13 protein-coding genes and 1 pseudogene are annotated in these 16,591 nt (G+C 67.2%); 3 read left to right on the top strand and 11 right to left on the bottom strand.

Annotated elements, in window-relative coordinates:
• Positions 1-21 precede the first annotated feature (21 nt).
• The 4 genes from dxs to WCL10_RS01635 all read right to left on the bottom strand — a co-directional run bounded on the left by dxs (position 22) and on the right by WCL10_RS01635 (position 3,377).
• The gene (gene dxs, locus WCL10_RS01650; protein WP_336893865.1) at positions 22-1,941 is read right to left on the bottom strand and encodes a 1-deoxy-D-xylulose-5-phosphate synthase; all 1,920 of its coding nucleotides are present in this window, start codon (positions 1,939-1,941) and stop codon (positions 22-24) included.
• 85 nt (positions 1,942-2,026) lie between these two features.
• A complete protein-coding gene (locus tag WCL10_RS01645) occupies positions 2,027-2,509 on the bottom strand; it encodes a transcriptional repressor (protein WP_336893864.1) in 483 nt (160 codons plus the stop codon).
• Between the two features lie 56 nt (positions 2,510-2,565).
• Entirely contained in the window at positions 2,566-3,243 is a 678-nt protein-coding gene (gene msrA, locus WCL10_RS01640; RefSeq protein WP_336893863.1) for a peptide-methionine (S)-S-oxide reductase MsrA, read from the bottom strand.
• A complete protein-coding gene (locus WCL10_RS01635) occupies positions 3,243-3,377 on the bottom strand; it encodes a hypothetical protein (RefSeq protein ID WP_336893862.1) in 135 nt (44 codons plus the stop codon). Before WCL10_RS01635 ends, msrA begins: the two co-directional genes overlap by 1 nt.
• 267 nt (positions 3,378-3,644) lie before the next feature.
• Between WCL10_RS01635 and WCL10_RS01630 the strand changes: the two genes are divergently transcribed.
• Positions 3,645-4,184, top strand: a complete 540-nt coding sequence (locus WCL10_RS01630) for a hypothetical protein (RefSeq protein WP_336893861.1) — start codon at positions 3,645-3,647, stop codon at positions 4,182-4,184.
• A gap of 25 nt (positions 4,185-4,209) precedes the next feature.
• Here the strand turns inward: WCL10_RS01630 and WCL10_RS01625 are convergent, their stop codons facing one another.
• Together WCL10_RS01625 and WCL10_RS01620 are read right to left on the bottom strand one after the other, a co-directional pair.
• Complete coding sequence (locus WCL10_RS01625; RefSeq protein ID WP_336893860.1) at positions 4,210-4,524, bottom strand: hypothetical protein; 315 nt, start codon at positions 4,522-4,524, stop codon at positions 4,210-4,212.
• Positions 4,525-4,600: 76 nt separating this feature from the next.
• Complete coding sequence (locus WCL10_RS01620; RefSeq protein WP_336893859.1) at positions 4,601-5,788, bottom strand: aspartyl/asparaginyl beta-hydroxylase domain-containing protein; 1,188 nt, start codon at positions 5,786-5,788, stop codon at positions 4,601-4,603.
• Between the two features lie 76 nt (positions 5,789-5,864).
• Here WCL10_RS01620 and WCL10_RS01615 point away from each other — a divergent pair, with 76 nt between their 5' ends.
• Positions 5,865-6,908 carry a hypothetical protein gene (locus WCL10_RS01615; protein WP_336893858.1) on the top strand — a complete coding sequence of 348 codons (1,044 nt, stop codon included), beginning with the start codon at positions 5,865-5,867 and terminating at the stop codon, positions 6,906-6,908.
• On the opposite strand, the gene WCL10_RS01610 is transcribed toward WCL10_RS01615, so the two are convergent.
• From WCL10_RS01610 to xseA, 5 genes are all read right to left on the bottom strand, one after another.
• Entirely contained in the window at positions 6,896-8,458 is a 1,563-nt protein-coding gene (locus WCL10_RS01610; RefSeq protein ID WP_336893857.1) for a sulfotransferase, read from the bottom strand. The two genes, WCL10_RS01615 and WCL10_RS01610, sit on opposite strands and share 13 nt — an antisense overlap.
• Positions 8,459-8,569: 111 nt before the next feature.
• Positions 8,570-11,530 (bottom strand): TonB-dependent receptor, encoded by a 2,961-nt coding sequence (locus tag WCL10_RS01605; protein ID WP_336893856.1) that lies wholly within the window; start codon positions 11,528-11,530, stop codon positions 8,570-8,572.
• Positions 11,531-11,887: 357 nt separating this feature from the next.
• Complete coding sequence (locus tag WCL10_RS01600; RefSeq protein ID WP_336893855.1) at positions 11,888-12,826, bottom strand: M23 family metallopeptidase; 939 nt, start codon at positions 12,824-12,826, stop codon at positions 11,888-11,890.
• Between the two features lie 26 nt (positions 12,827-12,852).
• The gene (locus WCL10_RS01595; protein WP_336893854.1) at positions 12,853-13,056 is read right to left on the bottom strand and encodes a DUF2093 domain-containing protein; all 204 of its coding nucleotides are present in this window, start codon (positions 13,054-13,056) and stop codon (positions 12,853-12,855) included.
• A gap of 26 nt (positions 13,057-13,082) precedes the next feature.
• Positions 13,083-14,558, bottom strand: coding sequence for an exodeoxyribonuclease VII large subunit (gene xseA / locus WCL10_RS01590; RefSeq protein WP_336893853.1), 1,476 nt, complete (start codon positions 14,556-14,558; stop codon positions 13,083-13,085).
• Between xseA and purD the strand changes: the two are divergent.
• A pseudogene (gene purD, locus WCL10_RS01585) lies at positions 14,557-15,846 on the top strand (phosphoribosylamine--glycine ligase); the annotation flags it as partial. The gene xseA and the pseudogene purD overlap by 2 nt on opposite strands.
• Between the last annotated feature and the right edge of the window lie 745 nt (positions 15,847-16,591).

Raw genomic sequence — 16,591 nt, 5'->3', positions numbered from 1 at the left:
AGGAGCGCGCAGGGCCTGGGGTCAGGCCCGCGCTTCCTGCACGCCCGCGCTGTTGTGGCGCAGCGCTTTCAGCACAGTATCGACGATCTGCGGAGCATTGAGCCCGGCGGTATCATACTGCTTGTCGGGCCCATCATGGTCCTGAAACACGTCGGGCAAGCGCATGGTACGGATGCGCAGCCCAGCGTCGGTCAGTCCCTCGTCGCTCGCCAAGGTCAGGACATGCGCGCCAAGCCCGCCGATCGAGCCTTCCTCGATGGTCACCACCACGTCGTGCGAAGCCATGAGCCGGCGAATCAACGCCTCGTCGAGGGGCTTGGCAAAGCGCAGGTCAGCGACTGTGGTTGACAGCCCCTTGGCATCTAGCAGGTCGGCGGCCTTCAGCGCCTCGGCCAGCCGCGTGCCGAGCGACAGGAGTGCCACCTTGGTGCCTTCGCGCACCAAGCGGCCCTTGCCGATCTCCAGGCGCTCCGGAACGGCAGGCAGGGGCACACCCACGCCATTGCCGCGCGGATAGCGGAAGGCGATCGGTCCGCTGTCGTGGCAAGCGGCGGTGTGGACCATGTGGACCAGTTCGGCCTCGTCGGCCGCCGCCATCACCACCATATTGGGCAGCGTGGCGAGATAGGTCACGTCGAACGAACCGGCATGGGTCGCGCCATCCGCGCCAACCAGCCCGGCGCGGTCGATTGCAAAGCGCACCGGCAGGTTCTGGATGGCGACATCGTGCACCACCTGATCGTAAGCGCGCTGCAGGAAGGTTGAATAGATCGCGCAGAACGGGCGCATGCCCTGCGCGGCAAGGCCGGCGGCGAAGGTGACGGCATGCTGCTCTGCAATGCCGACATCGAACAGGCGATCCGGATAGGCCTTGGCAAACTTGTCGAGCCCGGTGCCCGAAGGCATCGCCGCGGTGATCGCGCAAACCGTGCTGTCGCGCGCGGCCTCGGCCAGCAGCGCCTGGGCGAAGACGCCGGTATAGCTCGGCGGACCGGCGGCGCTCTTGGCCTGCTCGCCGGTGATCACATCGAACTTCTGCACACCGTGGTACTTGTCCGCCGCGTTCTCGGCCGGCGCATAGCCCTTGCCCTTTTGCGTGACGACATGGACAAGGCACGGCCCTTCGGCGGCATCGCGCACGTTTTCCAGCACCGGGATCAGCTGGTCGAGGCTGTGGCCGTCGATCGGGCCGACGTAATAGAAGCCCAGCTCCTCGAACAGGGTGCCGCCCATCGCCATGCCGCGGGCGAACTCGTCGGTCTTGCGCGCGGCCTTGTGCAGCGGCTCAGGCAGGCGACGCGAGATCGCCTTGAACATTTCGCGCAGCTCAAGGAACGGGCGCGAGGACACGAGCCGCGCGAGATAGGCCGAAAGTCCGCCAACCGGCGGCGCGATCGACATGTCGTTGTCGTTGAGGATCACGACGAGTCGGTTGCCGGCCTCGGCCGCATTGTTCATCGCCTCATAGGCCATGCCCGCGCTCATCGCGCCGTCGCCGATCACCGCAATGGCCTTGCCCGGCTGGCCCTTCAGCTTGTTGGCCACGGCAAAGCCGATCGCGGCGGAAATCGAAGTCGAGGAATGCGCCGTTCCGAACGGATCGTATTCGCTCTCGCTGCGCTTGGTGAAGCCTGAAAGCCCGCCGCCCTGGCGCAAGCTGCTCATGCGGCTGCGCCGACCAGTGAGGATCTTGTGCGGATAGGCCTGGTGGCCCACGTCCCAGATCAGCCTGTCGCGCGGCGTATCGAACACATAGTGCACAGCCGTGGTAAGCTCGACCACGCCGAGCCCGGAGCCCAGATGTCCGCCGGTCTGGCCGACGGTGGCGATCATCTCGTCGCGCAGCTCGTCAGCGAGCTGGCGCAGCTGGGAGGGTTGAAGCTTGCGAAGGTCGTCAGGCGTATCGACCGTATCGAGCAGCGGCGTAACCGGTTTGGACATCCCCCCGCCTTACACCCTTGAAACGGCGCTGTCGAACCCGTCTTGGCAGGAAAATCGCGATGCGACGCCAGCCCGGCATCGATCCTCAGGCGCTGACGGCCCCTTCGGCCCCGCAGGCGCCGCAGCGGCCCCTGATTTCCACAACCGGGCGCACCGCAGCAAAGCCCGCACGGTGCGCGGCATCACGCAGCGCGCCGGTCAGGGCGTCGTCGTCGAGGTGGGTCGCCTCGCCGCAGGCATCGCAGATCAGGAAGATGCAATCATGGTGGCAGCCGGGATGGCTGTTCGCCACGTAGGCATTGGCGCTTTCCACCCTGCGCGCGAGGTTCGTGCGCACAAACAGGTCGAGAATGCGGTAAACACTGTTCGCCGCGACGCGCTTGCCCCGGCGTGAGCCCACGCTTTCCGCGATGTCATAGGCCGACGCCGGCTTTTCATGCGCCGCCAGCGCCTCGAACACGTCGCTGCGCATGTCGGTCCATTGCTCGCCGGCCGCCTGCAGCGCGCCGCGCGCCGCGTCGACCAGCATGTCGCCCGCAAAATCGTGATGCTTGTGATGCCCCGCCATGATTCGCGAAATACGCCGTCACGCGCCCAAGTGCAATTCGGCGGCGGGCACCGGCCTTATCCCCGGGTGAAGTCCGGCTTCCACAGCCCCGGAAACACCCGCTTGAGCGCTGCCACCTTGGGCGCGTCCCACCGGCGGATATAGCCGTGGTCGGGGTTCTTCAGCGCGAAGTCCTGATGATAGTCCTCCGCCGCGAAGAACCCGCGATTGGGCTCTACCGCAGTGACGATCGGCTGCTTCCACAAGTTGAGCTTCTTGAGCTGCGCGAGATAGCCGGTGGTCACCCGGGTCTGCTCGGCGCTCTGCGGCACAATCGCATTGCGGTACTGGGTGCCGTTGTCGGGATTCTGCCGGTTCAGCTGGGTGGGATCGCTCGCGACGCCGAAAAACACCTGGAGCAGCTGGTCATAGCGCACCACAGCGGGGTCGTAGGTGATGCGCACCGCTTCGGCATGGCCGGTCGTTCCGGAGCTCACGGTCTCGTAGTGCGCGTCGGCGCGCTTGCCGCCCTCGAAGCCTGAAACCACACTGGAGACGCCTTGTACGTGGCTGAACACGGCTTCCAGGCCCCAGAAGCAGCCGCCGGCGAACACCGCGGTCTTGAGGCCCTTGGTCTCGTTTGCCTTTATCGCGGCCTCGGGCGCGGAGACCACTGCTTCGGCCTGAGCGGGCTGGAGGCACCCGCCGAGCAGCCCGGCAGCCAGTGCGGCAAGGACGATGCGGGTCCGGATCATCAAAGCGTCACAGCGTTGGCGACAGGCGCGCGGGCCTGTGCCGGCTGAACACCGAACGTCAGCATCATCACCCCCGTGCCGAGCGCAAAGCCGAGCACCAGCGAGCGAACAAAATCCTTGCCGAAAAGCGTCATCTCAAATCTTCCAGTCTTGCCTGCGCCGAGCCGCGCCGCCTTTCGGCACCGGCTCTGCCGCCCGATCCGTAGCCCCGGTTTGGTCCGGGGCACACGGGATCACCGCAGAGCCATTCGCTTGTTCCGGCCAGATGGTTACGTTGCGCCGAAAAACAAGGTGCGCGCGATTGCGGAAACACACGTTCCGCCCCGCGCGAGCGCCGGTTCGATTGACCTTCAGCGCCGCCCGCGCGAAGAAGGCCGCGCCATCAGGGAGAGGAGAAACCCATGCTGCGTTCCACGCCGGGCTGCATCGCCCTTGCCGCCCTTGCGATCGCGGCCGCGCCGCTCGCCGCGCGCGACAAGTCGGCCCTGCCGAAGGAACTGCCGCCGGTGTTCGAGGCGGTGGTCAACTGCCGCGCACTCACTTCCGACAGCGAACGACTCGCCTGCTACGACCGCAGCGTCGCCGCGCTCGCCGCAGCCCGCGACAAGGAGGACATCGTCGTCGCCGACCGCACCACGATCCGCGAGACAAAGAAGGGCTTGTTCGGCTTCACGCTGCCCAAGCTCAGGTTGTTCGGCGGGGCGGAAGGCAAGGAGGAGGAGATCAAGGAGATCGAGAGCACGATTTCAGCCGTGCGCGATTCCGCCGATGGCCTTGCCGTGTTCACGCTGGCCGACGGCGCGCGATGGAAGCAGACCGACGGCGGCGCCACTTTCGCACGCCCCGGCCTTTCGATCCACATCAAGCGCGGAGCGCTCGGCAGCTACCTCGCCTCGGTCGACAAGGGGGCCTTCGTCCGGGTGGTGCGGCTCTCGCAGTAACCCTGCCGGGTCGATTCGGCCCAGTTCAGTTCGAAGTGACGGTCGCCTTGCTGGTCATGGCCTCGTAGGTATCGCGCGCGTTCTGGTTGCCCTGACGCTCCATCGAGGCCCACTGCGAAGTGGTGTGGCAGATGAAGGTCTTGCGCACCAGCGATCCGGTTTCCTCGGTGCGCCGGCATCGGATGTAATCGGGATCGTTCGCTGACCGGCCCTTGTTGAAGGCGCGGATCTCGGACTGCGACATCGCCGTGGGGTCCTTGTCGAGCGCGGGAAGGTCGGTGGCGGGCAAGACCGGCGCGGCAGCTGCGGCAGCAAGGGCAAACAGGAATGACGCGGGCATGCGCGGTTGGTCCCCATGGAAATTGAGTATCAGGTGAAACTAGCGTGTCGCACCAATCCCCGCAAGGCGCGTCCCTTCAACCGAGTGCTGCGTCGGTCGCCTTGAAATAGGCGGTGATCGCGCGGCATTCCGCCTCGCTCAGATGCGGGTTCCACGCATCGATGATCAAGACCGCGCGCCGGGCATCGCTGTCGTTCCATGCCTCGTGCTCGATCGTGTCGTCAAAGGCGAAGGCCTTGCCCTCCATCCATTCGCGCGTTTCGCCGCCAACGCGAAATCCGCAGCCGGGCGGGACATCAAGCGCAAGGTGGACGATCGCGCGGGTATTGGTGACCCCGGTATGCGCCGGAATGCGGCTATGCGGGCGCAGCATCGAGAAGAACGCGTTGGGCGCGCGGCCCGGAATGCGCGCCAGTGGCAGGCTTTCGAGCACCCTGGCGGTCTCCGGGCAGCGGTCGATCACCGCGGCATTGGGCACGCCGTATTCCCAGAGGAAGCAGGCCGACCAGTCGAGCGAGCCGTCAAGCGGAGTCCATTTGTTGTCCGGGCTCCCGGGTTCCATCCGCACATAGGGCCGGATCGCCTCGCCCGGCTCTGCAAGCAGGGCTTCGAGCTCGCCGCGAATCACGCCTGCGGCGGCTTCCAGCGTTACAAACCAGGGGAAATGCCGCGAATCGAAGAATTCATCGGAGGGCAGGAAGGGATAGTGCAGCCCGGCGCACTCGTTCACGTAGAGACGCCGCTCGCCCAGCGCGATCCCGGTGAATGCTCCAATGCGGCGCCGCTCGGTCTCGTCCAGCGTATCCCCCGCCCCGGCAACGGCCGCACGCGTCGCGGCCGCCAGCCGTGCACGCAGGCCGGCGCAAAAGGTCTCTCCGGCCGCAAGCTCAGCGAGCACCGCATCGGGGAGCCCGGGAAACTGCTGCGCGAGTTGGCGGACCCCATTCCACGCGATCAGCGCCTTGGTCTCCTCGCCCTCACGCTGGAGCAATTGGGCCATGCGTAGCTGCGCGGTAAAGTCGAGCCGGTCGAGATCGAGCGCGCGCTCCAGAGCCTCCCGTTCGCCCGCTGCATCGCCACCCATCCGGCAGGCAAGCGCCAGGTTGATCCACAGCGAGAGCGCACCCGGGTCGGCATTCGCCGCCTCACGCGCGGCGAGGATCGCGGCGGGCGCGTCGCCGACCCGGAGCGCAGCCATGGCGCGCGCATTGGCGGCCTGCGCTCTGGCCCGGTCAACCGAGGGGGATAGCGGCGGTTGTGTCATGGCGCGCAATGTCTACAGCCCCGCGCGGGATCGGCAAGCGGCGTTGCAGCTTCTGGGAGCCCGTCCTAAAGCTGGCATGATGGCGCCCCCGCACTTCGATCCTGCAAATGCCGAATGGCTCGCGCACCGCCTTGTTGAAGGCACCGATACGGTCCGCTTTGCCCACGTCCCGCGCGGGGTGCATGGCGCGATGGCTTTCCTCACCGACGACGGTTTCACCGCGCACTTCGGCCAGATGCCGCCGCAAGTCGATTTGCCCGCCGCGCAGCTTCTTGGCCAGTTCGGCAAGCGTCCGCTTGGCCTGCTGTTCCACTCGGCTTTCTGCGGCTCCACCTTGCTGACGCGCGCCTTGGCCGAGCCGGGCTTGGCCATGGGGCTGTCGGAGCCTGTGATCCTCAACGATGTCGTCGGCATGCGCAGCCGCGGCGCGCCGCCTGCTGCGGTCGCCCGCGCCGCCGACCTCGCGCTGCGCTTGCTCGCGCGGCCGTTCGCGCCGGGCGAAGGCGTGGTCGTCAAACCCTCCAACCTTCTGAATCCGCTTGCCGAATTACTCCTCGCTCTTGCCCCCGATGCGCGGGCGCTTTTCCTCTATGCTCCGCTCGAGACTTTCCTGGTCTCGGTGGTGCGCAAGGGCCTACCCTGCCGCCTGTGGGTGCGCGAATTGATGGCGGATTACCTTCAGGCAGGCGTGATCGCGCCGCTTGGCCTCGGGCCGGAGGAGATATTCCGGCAAAGCGACCTGCAAGTAGCCGCCGTCGGTTGGCTGGCGCAGCACCGCCTGTTTGCCGCTCTCGCGCAAAGGCTCGGCCCCGCCCGGCTGCGCACGCTCACCTCAGAGCAGCTGACGGGTGACCCGGCGCGCGCCATAGCCGCAGCTGCGGCTCATTACGGCCTTGCGCTTGGCCCCTCCGCCGTCAACCGCATCACCGCCGGCCCTTCCTTCACCCGCCATTCCAAATCAGGCACGGCCTTTACGCCGGAACAGCGCCGCGCCGAATATGCTGCGGCGCGCGGCGCGCATGACGAGGAAATCGGGATGGTCATAGCCTGGGCGGCGCAAGTGGCGGGGCAGGCTGGCATTGCGATGGATGCGCCGAATCCCCTGCTTCAGCCGGCGTAGCCAAGCTCTTCAATCCACGGCTGCAGGATCGGCATGACCGGTTCAAGATACGCGGCGTAGGGCTCCCACTGCCGCGTGCCATCAAACAGCCCGCGCCGCACCTGCCGTGCGCTGGCGGTCGAAACACCGCGCGCGCGCGCCGTGCGGTCGAACCGGCGCAGGTCCTCATGCCAATCCAGCCCCGCGAAAGCGCAAATGCCGCGCGTGGTTGTGTCAAAGTCCTGCACCATGCGGTGATAGGGCACCTCGTGCACGGCCAGCGGCAGCTTCGCCAGCGCCGCATCGGTCAGCCGCATCAACGCATCGTAATGCCGCGCCGCGCCTTCGAGCGTAGTGAAGTCCATGGCCGCATTGCTCAGTGCGAAGCTGGTGCGAAAGCAGCTCCACACCACATCGCGCGGATCACGCCGCACCAGCAGCACGCGCGCCTCCGGGAACAGCCGGGCGATCAGCGGAAGGCGGATGGCCTTCAGCGGGTCCATGTCGACCAGCGTCGCACCCGCGGGATCGCGGCCGAGTGCCTGCCCGACGCGCTGCCAATAGGCCGAGCGATAGGGCGCCAGGGCTGCATCCTCCAGCCTGGCAAAGCGTGAAAGGCCCCCGGGCTCGGCCAGAAACGCCAGCTCGGTCTCGCGCAGGGTTGGCATTTCCTCGATGGCAGCGGTGCCGGGCAGCGAGGCGAGGACGTTTTCGAGCAAGGTGTTGCCACTGCGCGGATAGCCGAGCACGAAGAGATGCTGCGGTGATCCCGGCTGCGGCGAGGCCGGGGGCCAGCTGCGGACGTCCATTTCCGCAAGACCGGCTGTAACCTCGTCGATGAATGCGCTGTGCGGTGGCCTCCCGGCAAACGTGGCGGCATGGACCGCGGCAAAGTCGGCCTTGGCGCGGACGTAGGCAGCGTGGGCTGCGGCAGGATCGCGCAGCCGGTTGCAGGCGTCGCCGAGCACATGCAGCAGCTCCATTCGCTCGGGTGTCGATGTATCCATGCGAGTTAGTGCCGGCTCGACCAGGTCGCGCGCCGCCTGGGCCTCCCCCGCTTCAAGCTCGATTGTCGCCAGCGCGGCAAGCGCAGCGGTCTGCCCGGGATCGGCTGCGAGCGCGGCACGGGCATGGCGGCGGCCAGCTTCGGCTTCTCCATCCCGCGCAGCCAGCGCCGCCAGTCCGGCATGCGCCGCCGCATTGGCGGGCGCGCGCTTCAGCACTTCGCCATAGCAGAGCTTTGCCTCGTCCATGACTCCGCCTGCAGCCATGACGTAAGCACGCTCAAGCCAAGCCTCGGCATAGCCCGGTGCGGCGGCGATCGCGGCATCGCATCGCAATGCGGCATCGCGCAGGCGGCCGGCGGCGCGGTGCAGCCCGGCAAGGCCCACCATTGCCTCGACCTCGCGCGGGTTCATCTGCAGCGCCCGCTCGAACAGCGCCGCTGCTCCGCCATGATCGCCAGACACCGCACGGTACCAGCCCAGCGTAGTGCAGTCCGCCGCGGTGCCACGGCCCGCACCAAGCGCAGCCGCAGCCGCGTGGGCGGCAGTTTCAAGGTCCTGTACCATGGCCGCCAGCCATCGGGTCCACCGAAGCCTCCGTCAAGACTTCGGTCAGGCGCACAAAAAAGGGGCGAGCATTGCTGCCCGCCCCTGGTTTGGTGTTTCGATCCGGTGGGATCAGAACTTGACGCGAGCACCGATCGCGAAACGGCGGCCCAGCGCGTCGTACGACGACGGATAGGTGTTGCCGCTGACGTAGCTGGTCGAACCGATCGTGTTGCCGACGATCGGCGGCTTCGTGTTGAACAGGTTCTGCACCGTGAGGGTGAGGGTGAACTGCTCGATGTTGAAGCGGGTCGTGATGTCCAGATAGTCGAACGCGGCGATCTTGCCGAAGTCCACGGTCTTGCCGCTGAGCGCACCGCTGTCGGCCGGGATCACACCGGCAAAAGCCTTGCCGCTGCTGGGGATGTCGAGGGGCTCCTGCTTGGCGCTCGACTGGTGGCGCCACAGGAAGGACAAGTCCACGTTCTTGAGGCTGAACGTGTTCTGCACCGACCAGGTGTGACGCGGCTGGATCGAGCCGGTGAACGAGCAGTTCACCGAGTAGTAGCCAACGCATTCACGATCGACCGACGTCGGGGTCGCCTTGAACTTCGAGTGGAACGTGAAGTTCGCAACCGCGTTGATCGACCACTTCACCGCACCAATCGGGCGCTGATAGTTGAGGATCACGTCGATACCGTCGGTGAACAGCTTGCCCTGGTTGGTGAGACCGCCGAACAGGCCCTTCGTCGTCGCCGGGCTGCCGTCGAGGCCACCCGTCGAGGGATCGCGGCGAATGATCGTGCACGCCGGGTCAGTGGCGCTGGCGGCGGAGATGTTGCCGAAGCAGGCGGCCACAAGGTCGCCCGGAAGCGGCGTGCCGATCTGATCGGTGACCTTGATGTTGTAGTAGTCAACCGAGGCCGAGAAGCCCGACAGGAACGGCAGCCTCTGGATCACAGCGCCGACCGTGTAGGTCGTGGCCTTTTCCGGGTTGAGATTGATGTTGCCGCCCGTGGTGATGTTGGCCTGCGCTGCGGTCGGATCGAGGATCTGGCCGATCGAGTTGGCGGGCGCACCCTGTGCAAGGCAGATTGCCTTGAGGTTGGCGTTGGTCAGCGGCGCCGCACCGGCGCAGGGGTCCTTCGCCAGGTTGGTCAGGCCCACGGTGTTGGGCGTGAACAGCTCGGCGATGTTGGGCGCACGCACGGCGCGCGAGTAGTTGCCGCGCAGCTTGACCTGATCAGCAGGCTCCCAGCTGCCGCCGAACTTGTAGGTCCAGGCCTCGGTGGTCTTGCCGCCGCGGACGCTGTACTTCGAGTAGCGCACGCCGCCTTCGACGGTCAGGCTCTTGAAGAAGGGCTTGTCCGAAATCAGCGGCGCGACGAGTTCGCCGTAGCCTTCCCAAACGCTGTAGGCGCCGTCGATGTCGGGGGCTGCGCCGCCCGCACCGCCAAGCTCGCCCGGGGTCTTCGACAGGGTGTCGGAGACCTGGGCAGCCTTGTACTTGCGATATTCCGAACCGAGCGCGAAGCCGATCGGCTCGCTCGCGGTCGGAACGGTCAGGCCGAAGTCACCTGAGAGCAGGCCGCGAACCTGCAGCAGCGAGGTGTTGTTCGCTGTGGTCGACGGCGACAGGGTGTAGGCCGCCTGCTGGGGCGTGATCGAACCGGCGGGGCCGAACAGGTTGATCGGCACGCAGCCGTCGTTGCCGCTGAGGCACGAGTTCTTGTCGGTCGCGAGCAGCGCATCCTGCACGCGCGACTTGAGCACATAGCCGGTGATCGTCTGCAGACGGTCGCTCTCGCCGTAGCTGGCGCGCACGTCCCAGTTCACCGTCTTCGTCAGCGCGCCGCGGAAGCCGAGCGAATAGTCGAAGATGTTGGTGGTGTACTGCGAGTTTCGGGTGCCGGTCTCGACGAAGCGGCGGCGCACCACGGTGTTGAAGGTGCGGTAGTTGGGATCGGTCGGATCGGTGGCGGCACGGGCCGCGACGCATTCCGCATCGGTCAGGCCGTTGGCGGCGCAGAACTGGCCGGCAGCGCCAGCGGGCAGGTAGGGGTTGCTGAAGGGGATCGTCATGCGCTCGGCGAAGAGACCCGAGGGCGCGATGATCGTCTTGACGGTGTTCTTCGAGTAGAGGCCGCGGGTGTAGACTTCAACAGCGTCCGAAAGCTGGTAGTTCGCCTGGGCGAAGATGTTGAAGCGCTGGAACGGCGTCTGGAAGATGTTGTACGGGTTGAAGTTGAAGGCGTTGAAACCACCCGTGGTCTTCAGGAAACCGGTCTCGGGAACGATCTGGCGGTTGCCGCCGTTGATCGAAAAGCGGGACGGAGCCGTGGTGCCCGAACCGCCGGCGGTGCCGGAGAAGCTGTCGAGCTGGATGTTCGAGAAGTCGCGCGCGCCCTGATAGACGGGGTTCGACTTCTGGTAGCCGAGGCTCAGCACAGCATTGCCGCGGCCGTCGTCGAAGTTGACGCCGGTGGTCACGTCGGCGCGGAAGTAGTTGCCGTCACCCTGCTCGGTGATCTGGTTCGACACGGCGAGATCGACGCCCGCGAAATCCTTCTTGGTGATGAAGTTCACCACGCCGGTGATGGCGTCCGCACCATAGGTGGTCACGGCCGCGCCGGTCAGCGCATCGACGCTGCTGATGAGCGCGAGCGGGATGTTGTTGAGGTCGACGCGGCCCTGAAGGTCGGCAGGGACGATGCGCTGGCCGTCGAGCAGCACGATGTTGCGGTTCGAGCCGAGACCGCGAAGGTCGACGTAGGACGAACCGCCGTTGCCGTTGTTCACGGCTGAGCCGATGTTCGGCACGATGCCGGGCACCTGGCGCAGAACTTCTTCAGCGGTGTTCGACTGCTTGAGAGCGATCTGGTCGGCCGTGGTCACGTTGACCGGCGTGGCCTGAACCAGGTTCGGATTGCGGATCAGGCTGCCGGTAACGATGATCGCCTGCGGCTCGGCTTCGGCAGCAGCGTCGGCCTGCGGAGCGGCCTGCTGCGCGAAGGCGGGAGCCGAAACGAGTGCAAGTGCGACCGCAAGCGGAGCGGCACCGGCCTTGAGCGCGGTGAGGTTGATGGTCTTCACGTGTCCAGTCCCTTCAATGGGCGGCCTCTATCCCGGAGGCCGCCGGAAGAAGTCCCTCTGACCTCAATGCATCCTGCCCGGTCTTCGCCAGGCGCAACAGATGGCATTCGGCCTTCGAGGGACGATGGGCCTCATTGGTAGAATTCGCGCCGCTGTTGGAAGGACGTTCTGCGCTCGGGCGACAAAACGTCGCTATCATGTTGCGGTGTTGCAACACACTGTCGGCGCCGCGCAACGGGTCTGGAAGGCGGGTGAACCCGCAGCCAAGCCCATAAATTACATCCGAATTGGTTCTCGAACAATTTTTTGCGAAGGTAGGGTGCATTCCCGGCAAGAAACGTGCGCGCGCCCGAAAAATCAGCGTTCGGCAATCACAAAGAGCCGCGGATCGAGGCGGCGGCCGCGCCAGGTAAGCGCCCAATGAAGATGCGGGCCGGTGGCGCGGCCTGTCATCCCGACGTGTCCAAGCACCTGTCCCTGAACCACGCTGTCACCTTCATGCACCACCAGATCGGAGCAATGGAGAAACGCGGACGTCAGCCCCATGCCATGGTCGACGATCAGCAGATGCCCCTCGAGCGTGAAGGGTTCACCGGTTGCGGCAAGGGTGACGACGCCGTCGGCAGGTGCGCGGATCTCGGCCCCTGCGGGTGCGGCGAGATCGATCCCGGCGTGATAGGCGCCGGGCTCGCCGCGATAGATGCGCTGCGCGCCGAATTCACCGGAGATTCGCCCCGTGGCCGGCCAGACCATCGTCTGGCGCCACCCGGCGGTCTGACTGTCTCTGGTCCGGGCCGCACCGATCCGCGCGAGCTCGCCCGCGCGCCGTTCGCGAAACGCCGCATCGGGGAGCTTGCCCGGGCGCTTTGCCACATCGATCGATTCGATGCGCCAGCTGCGCGGCGCGATGGCCAGCGGCAGCGAAAGGCCAAGGCCGTCCGCGCCGGTCGTCGCCAGACTGAGGCTTGCCGGTGCGTCCCGGTCGAACGCGGCGAAGAAAGCGCCATCTGCGGCCAGCGCCAGCGCGGTGCCGCCGAGCGTAACCGCGCGGGTGCCCGCCGGGGCCTTGCCGCGCAGCCAGCCGCCCTGGGTGAGCTTGGCCTGATATTGCACGCCTGCGATCGCGCCGGCCACCGGCGCAGGTTCGGCTGGCAGTTCAGTTTTCGGGGCTTGAGCCGGGGTCGCAGCGGCGGGTGCGGGCGGCGGAGTGGCCGCCGGGCCCTGGCTTGCGCCGCACGCGCCCAGCACCGCGATCGCCGAGAACGCACCGCGCAGCACGGCGCCTGTGGGCGTCATCCCCGGTCGGGCGCGCCCGGGGTGCGTCATCCCTGTCCGAGCAGACGGCGCGTCGCGATTTCGGCGCTGGCGTAGGCTTCCTGCCGCTCGACGCTCCAGTAGCGCAGCAGGTCGAGCCCGATGCGGGCGCCGCTGACCGCGCACAGGACATGATCGCCCGCGCCGATCTGGCGGAAATGGCTGGGCAGGTAATGAAGGCGCGCGAGGCGGTTGGCGGGGTTCATAAGCATGAGAGCAATCTAATACCTCGCGCGCCTCAAAGCAATTTGGGTTGCGCATCGCCCGGCGGGGCAACGCGGGGCTTCGTCGCAGGCCTGGCCGGCGAGGCGGGTGCGGGCGCAGCACCGGGCGCCACATCAAGCACGCCGTCCGCAAACTCAAGATGCAGCAGCCCATGCCCGGCAGCCACCACGCGCGAACGGACAAGTTGCCCGCTCGCATCGGTCACCAAAACATAGCCGCGCGCCAGCGGCGCTTTGGGATCGAGCGAGCGTCGCACACGGTCGAGCGCGCCGACCTGAGCCCGCGCCGCCTCGATTCGCTGCAGGACAAGCGACGGTCGCAGCCGCTGCGCGGCAAGGCGTTCGCTGCCCTGCTGCAGCCGCGCGCCAAGCACCGCCGGTCGCAGTCCAGCGGCGCGCTGCGCCAGCGCGGCGGCAGCCAGCCCGGTGCGATGCCCCAACGCGCGTCGCAGCCGGTCGCCGAGGTCGTCGAGCCGCTGTGCCTGACCCTCAAGCAAGGCCTGCGGCGCGGGCAGCCGCCGCGCGCGCTGCTCAAGCCGCTCGCGCGAAAGGCCCACGAGCCGCACCACGGCACGTTGCTGCCGGGCGTGAAGATCGGCCAGCCCAGCCACCAGCTCGCCGCGCACAGGCACCGCGATTTCGGCAGCGGCCGTGGGTGTCGGCGCGCGCACGTCGGCAGCGAAATCAGCGAGCGTGGTGTCGGTCTCGTGCCCCACCGCGCTGATCGTCGGGATGCTCGATGCGGCAATGGCGCGCACCACGTCCTCGTCGTTGAAGCACCACAGGTCCTCGATCGAACCCCCGCCGCGTGCCACGATGACAAGGTCGGGCCGTGGCACCGCGCCGGCTGGCTCCAGTGCCGAAAAGCCGCGCACCGCCGCCGCGATCTGCGCGGCTGCACCCGGCCCCTGCACCAGCACCGGCCAGACCACGACATGGGTCGGGAATCGGTCGCGCAAGCGGTGCAGGATATCGCGGATCACCGCGCCGGTGGGCGAGGTGACAACGCCGATCACGCGCGGCAGATAAGGAAGGGGCCGCTTGCGGGCGGGCGCGAACAGCCCTTCGGCCTCGAGCCGCGCCTTGGTCTTGGCGAGCAGTGCCAGCAGCGCGCCTTCGCCGGCGATTTCCATGCGCTCGATCACGATCTGGTAGTTCGAACGGCCGGGATAGGTGGTGAGTTTCCCGGTGGCGATCACCTCGACGCCGTCTTCGGGCACAAAGCCCAGCCGCTGCGCCCCGCCGCGCCACATCACCCCGTCGAGCCTTGCGTTTTCGTCCTTGAGGCTGAGGTAGAGGTGACCCGAAGCCGCACGTTTCACGCCCGAAAGTTCGCCACGCACGCGCACGAAGCCGAAACGGTCCTCCACCGTGCGCTTGAGCAGCGCGGAAATCTCGCTGATCGAAAGCGCGGGGGCGTTGTCCCCTGCGGTCTGGACCGCTAACAGCCCGTCACTCTGATCATCACGGTAAGGCGGCGTCTCTGGCATGAATATCCTGTTGCTCGGCTCGGGCGGGCGCGAACATGCGCTGGCGTGGAAGCTCGCGCAATCGCCGCTGTGCACGAGCTTGTGGGCTTCGCCCGGCAATCCGGGCATCGCCGAGGTGATCGCCGATCACAATAGCCGGCTTGGCGGCGAGGCCGCAGGCGCTTGTACCGCGCTCGTTGTTACCGATCATGCCGCTGTCGCCGCCTTCTGCGCGCAGCAGAGCATCGATCTTGTTGTGATCGGCCCCGAAGCCCCGCTGGTCGATGGCCTTGCCGATTCGCTGCGCGCGGCGGGCATAGCCGTGTTCGGGCCAAGCAAGGCGGCCGCGCAGCTTGAAGGGTCCAAGGGCTTCACCAAGGACCTTTGCACCCGCGCCGGCATTCCCACCGCCGGGTATGTCCGCTGCACCGGCGCGGCGCAGGCCCATGCCGCGCTGGCCGGCTTCTCGCTCCCCGTGGTTATCAAGGCCGATGGGCTAGCTGCGGGCAAGGGCGTGGTCATTGCGCAGACAGCCGAAGAAGCCGCCGCCACGATCGACGACATGTTCGGCGGCGCTTTCGGCGGCGCCGGGGCGGAAGTGGTGATCGAGGAGTTCCTCGAAGGCGACGAGGTGAGCCTGTTTGTGCTGACCGACGGCGCCACGCTCATGCCCTTCGGCTCGGCGCAGGATCACAAGCGGGTGGGCGATGGCAATACCGGGCCCAACACCGGCGGCATGGGCGCCTACAGCCCGACGCCCGTGCTCACACCGGAAGACGAGGCTGCGGCCCTCGAACGGATCATAGCTCCCACGGTCCGGGCCATGGCGGCGGAGGGCATGCCCTACACCGGCGTGCTCTTTGCCGGGCTCATGCTTACCGCCGATGGCCCCAAGCTGATCGAATACAACTGCCGCTTCGGCGATCCCGAATGCCAGGTCCTGATGGCCCGGCTGGACAGTGATCTTGTCGAAATCCTCCATGACTGCGCGCGCGGACGGCTGGCTGAAACACCGGCGCCGCGCTTTGCCGAAGGCAATGCGGTGACGGTGGTCGTCGCCGCGAAAGGCTATCCCGCCGATCCGGTGCGCGGCGGGCGGATCACCGGCATTGCCCAGGCTGAGGCGCACGGCGTGCGGGTGTTCCACGCCGGCACGGCGCGCACGGCGGAAGGCGATCTCGTCGCGCAAGGCGGCCGGGTGCTCAATGTGACTGCGTGCGAGCCGACCCTCGTCGCGGCCATCCACCGTGCTTATCGCGCGCTGTACGAGATCCGCTATGACGACGGCTTCTGGCGCAGCGATATCGGAGCGATGGGCGGGGCGCGGCTGATGTTAGCAGCGCGGTCGCGCGAACAGGCAAGTCGCCCCGGCTCGGCGACCGAGGTGTTCCGCCAGCGCGGCGCGCGGCGCCTGGTCATGTTCCACTGCGACCATTTCGAACCGTGGCGCAACAATCCGCGCACCATCGGCCCCGAAAATGCCGAACTGATCGCCCGCTTTGCCGACGTGACCGCCGCGCTGCCCCATGCGCAGCGGCTCACGTTGTTTTATCGCCCACACGTCAAGCCGATCGATGCGCCGCGCAAGGGCGGACGCTTTGTCGAGGGCGATCCGCTCGGCTTCGTGCCGCTGCGCCCGGTCGATCTTGATGTCACCACGCCTGCGATGCGCGCATTGGTCGACGCCGGGCACGAGATCCAGCTGCACATCCATCACGAACGGGTGACCCGCAACACGCGATATTCGCGCACCGCGCGCTGGGCCGACCATCTCGACAGCTGCGGGGACGAGGCCGATTCGGCGCGGTTCGAACTGCTGATCGCGCTTTCGCTGGAGGCGGCGCGCACCGAGACCGGTCTTGCCTTCGACAAGTGGCTCTATATCCACGGAAACTGGGCACTCGCCGCGTCCGACCCGCGGGTCTGCAATGTGCGCGACGAGCTGGCGATCCTGCACCGCCACGGCTGCACCGGTGACTTCACGTTCCTCGGCGAACCGCACGACGTGTTCTGCCTGCCTGGCTACAAAGCCCCTGCGCTCGTCCATCCGGTGC

It is taken from the genome of Novosphingobium sp. (genome assembly GCF_037133355.1).
Lineage (GTDB): Bacteria > Pseudomonadota > Alphaproteobacteria > Sphingomonadales > Sphingomonadaceae > Novosphingobium.
This window is presented reverse-complemented; position numbering and strand designations above follow the sequence as displayed.

Bases quoted from the DNA above. Each gene is read 5' to 3' on its own strand.
- WCL10_RS01610 (WP_336893857.1), bottom strand. From the start codon at position 8,458: ATGGTACAGGACCTTGAAACTGCCGCCCACGCGGCTGCGGCTGCGCTT.
- WCL10_RS01645 (WP_336893864.1), bottom strand. From the start codon at position 2,509: ATGGCGGGGCATCACAAGCATCACGATTTTGCGGGCGACATGCTGGTC.
- WCL10_RS01600 (WP_336893855.1), bottom strand. From the start codon at position 12,826: ATGACGCCCACAGGCGCCGTGCTGCGCGGTGCGTTCTCGGCGATCGCG.
- xseA (WP_336893853.1), bottom strand. From the start codon at position 14,558: ATGCCAGAGACGCCGCCTTACCGTGATGATCAGAGTGACGGGCTGTTA.
- WCL10_RS01615 (WP_336893858.1), top strand. From the start codon at position 5,865: ATGATGGCGCCCCCGCACTTCGATCCTGCAAATGCCGAATGGCTCGCG.
- WCL10_RS01625 (WP_336893860.1), bottom strand. From the start codon at position 4,524: ATGCCCGCGTCATTCCTGTTTGCCCTTGCTGCCGCAGCTGCCGCGCCG.
- WCL10_RS01630 (WP_336893861.1), top strand. From the start codon at position 3,645: ATGCTGCGTTCCACGCCGGGCTGCATCGCCCTTGCCGCCCTTGCGATC.
- WCL10_RS01620 (WP_336893859.1), bottom strand. From the start codon at position 5,788: ATGACACAACCGCCGCTATCCCCCTCGGTTGACCGGGCCAGAGCGCAG.
- msrA (WP_336893863.1), bottom strand. From the start codon at position 3,243: ATGATCCGGACCCGCATCGTCCTTGCCGCACTGGCTGCCGGGCTGCTC.
- WCL10_RS01635 (WP_336893862.1), bottom strand. From the start codon at position 3,377: ATGACGCTTTTCGGCAAGGATTTTGTTCGCTCGCTGGTGCTCGGCTTT.
- WCL10_RS01595 (WP_336893854.1), bottom strand. From the start codon at position 13,056: ATGCTTATGAACCCCGCCAACCGCCTCGCGCGCCTTCATTACCTGCCC.
- dxs (WP_336893865.1), bottom strand. From the start codon at position 1,941: ATGTCCAAACCGGTTACGCCGCTGCTCGATACGGTCGATACGCCTGAC.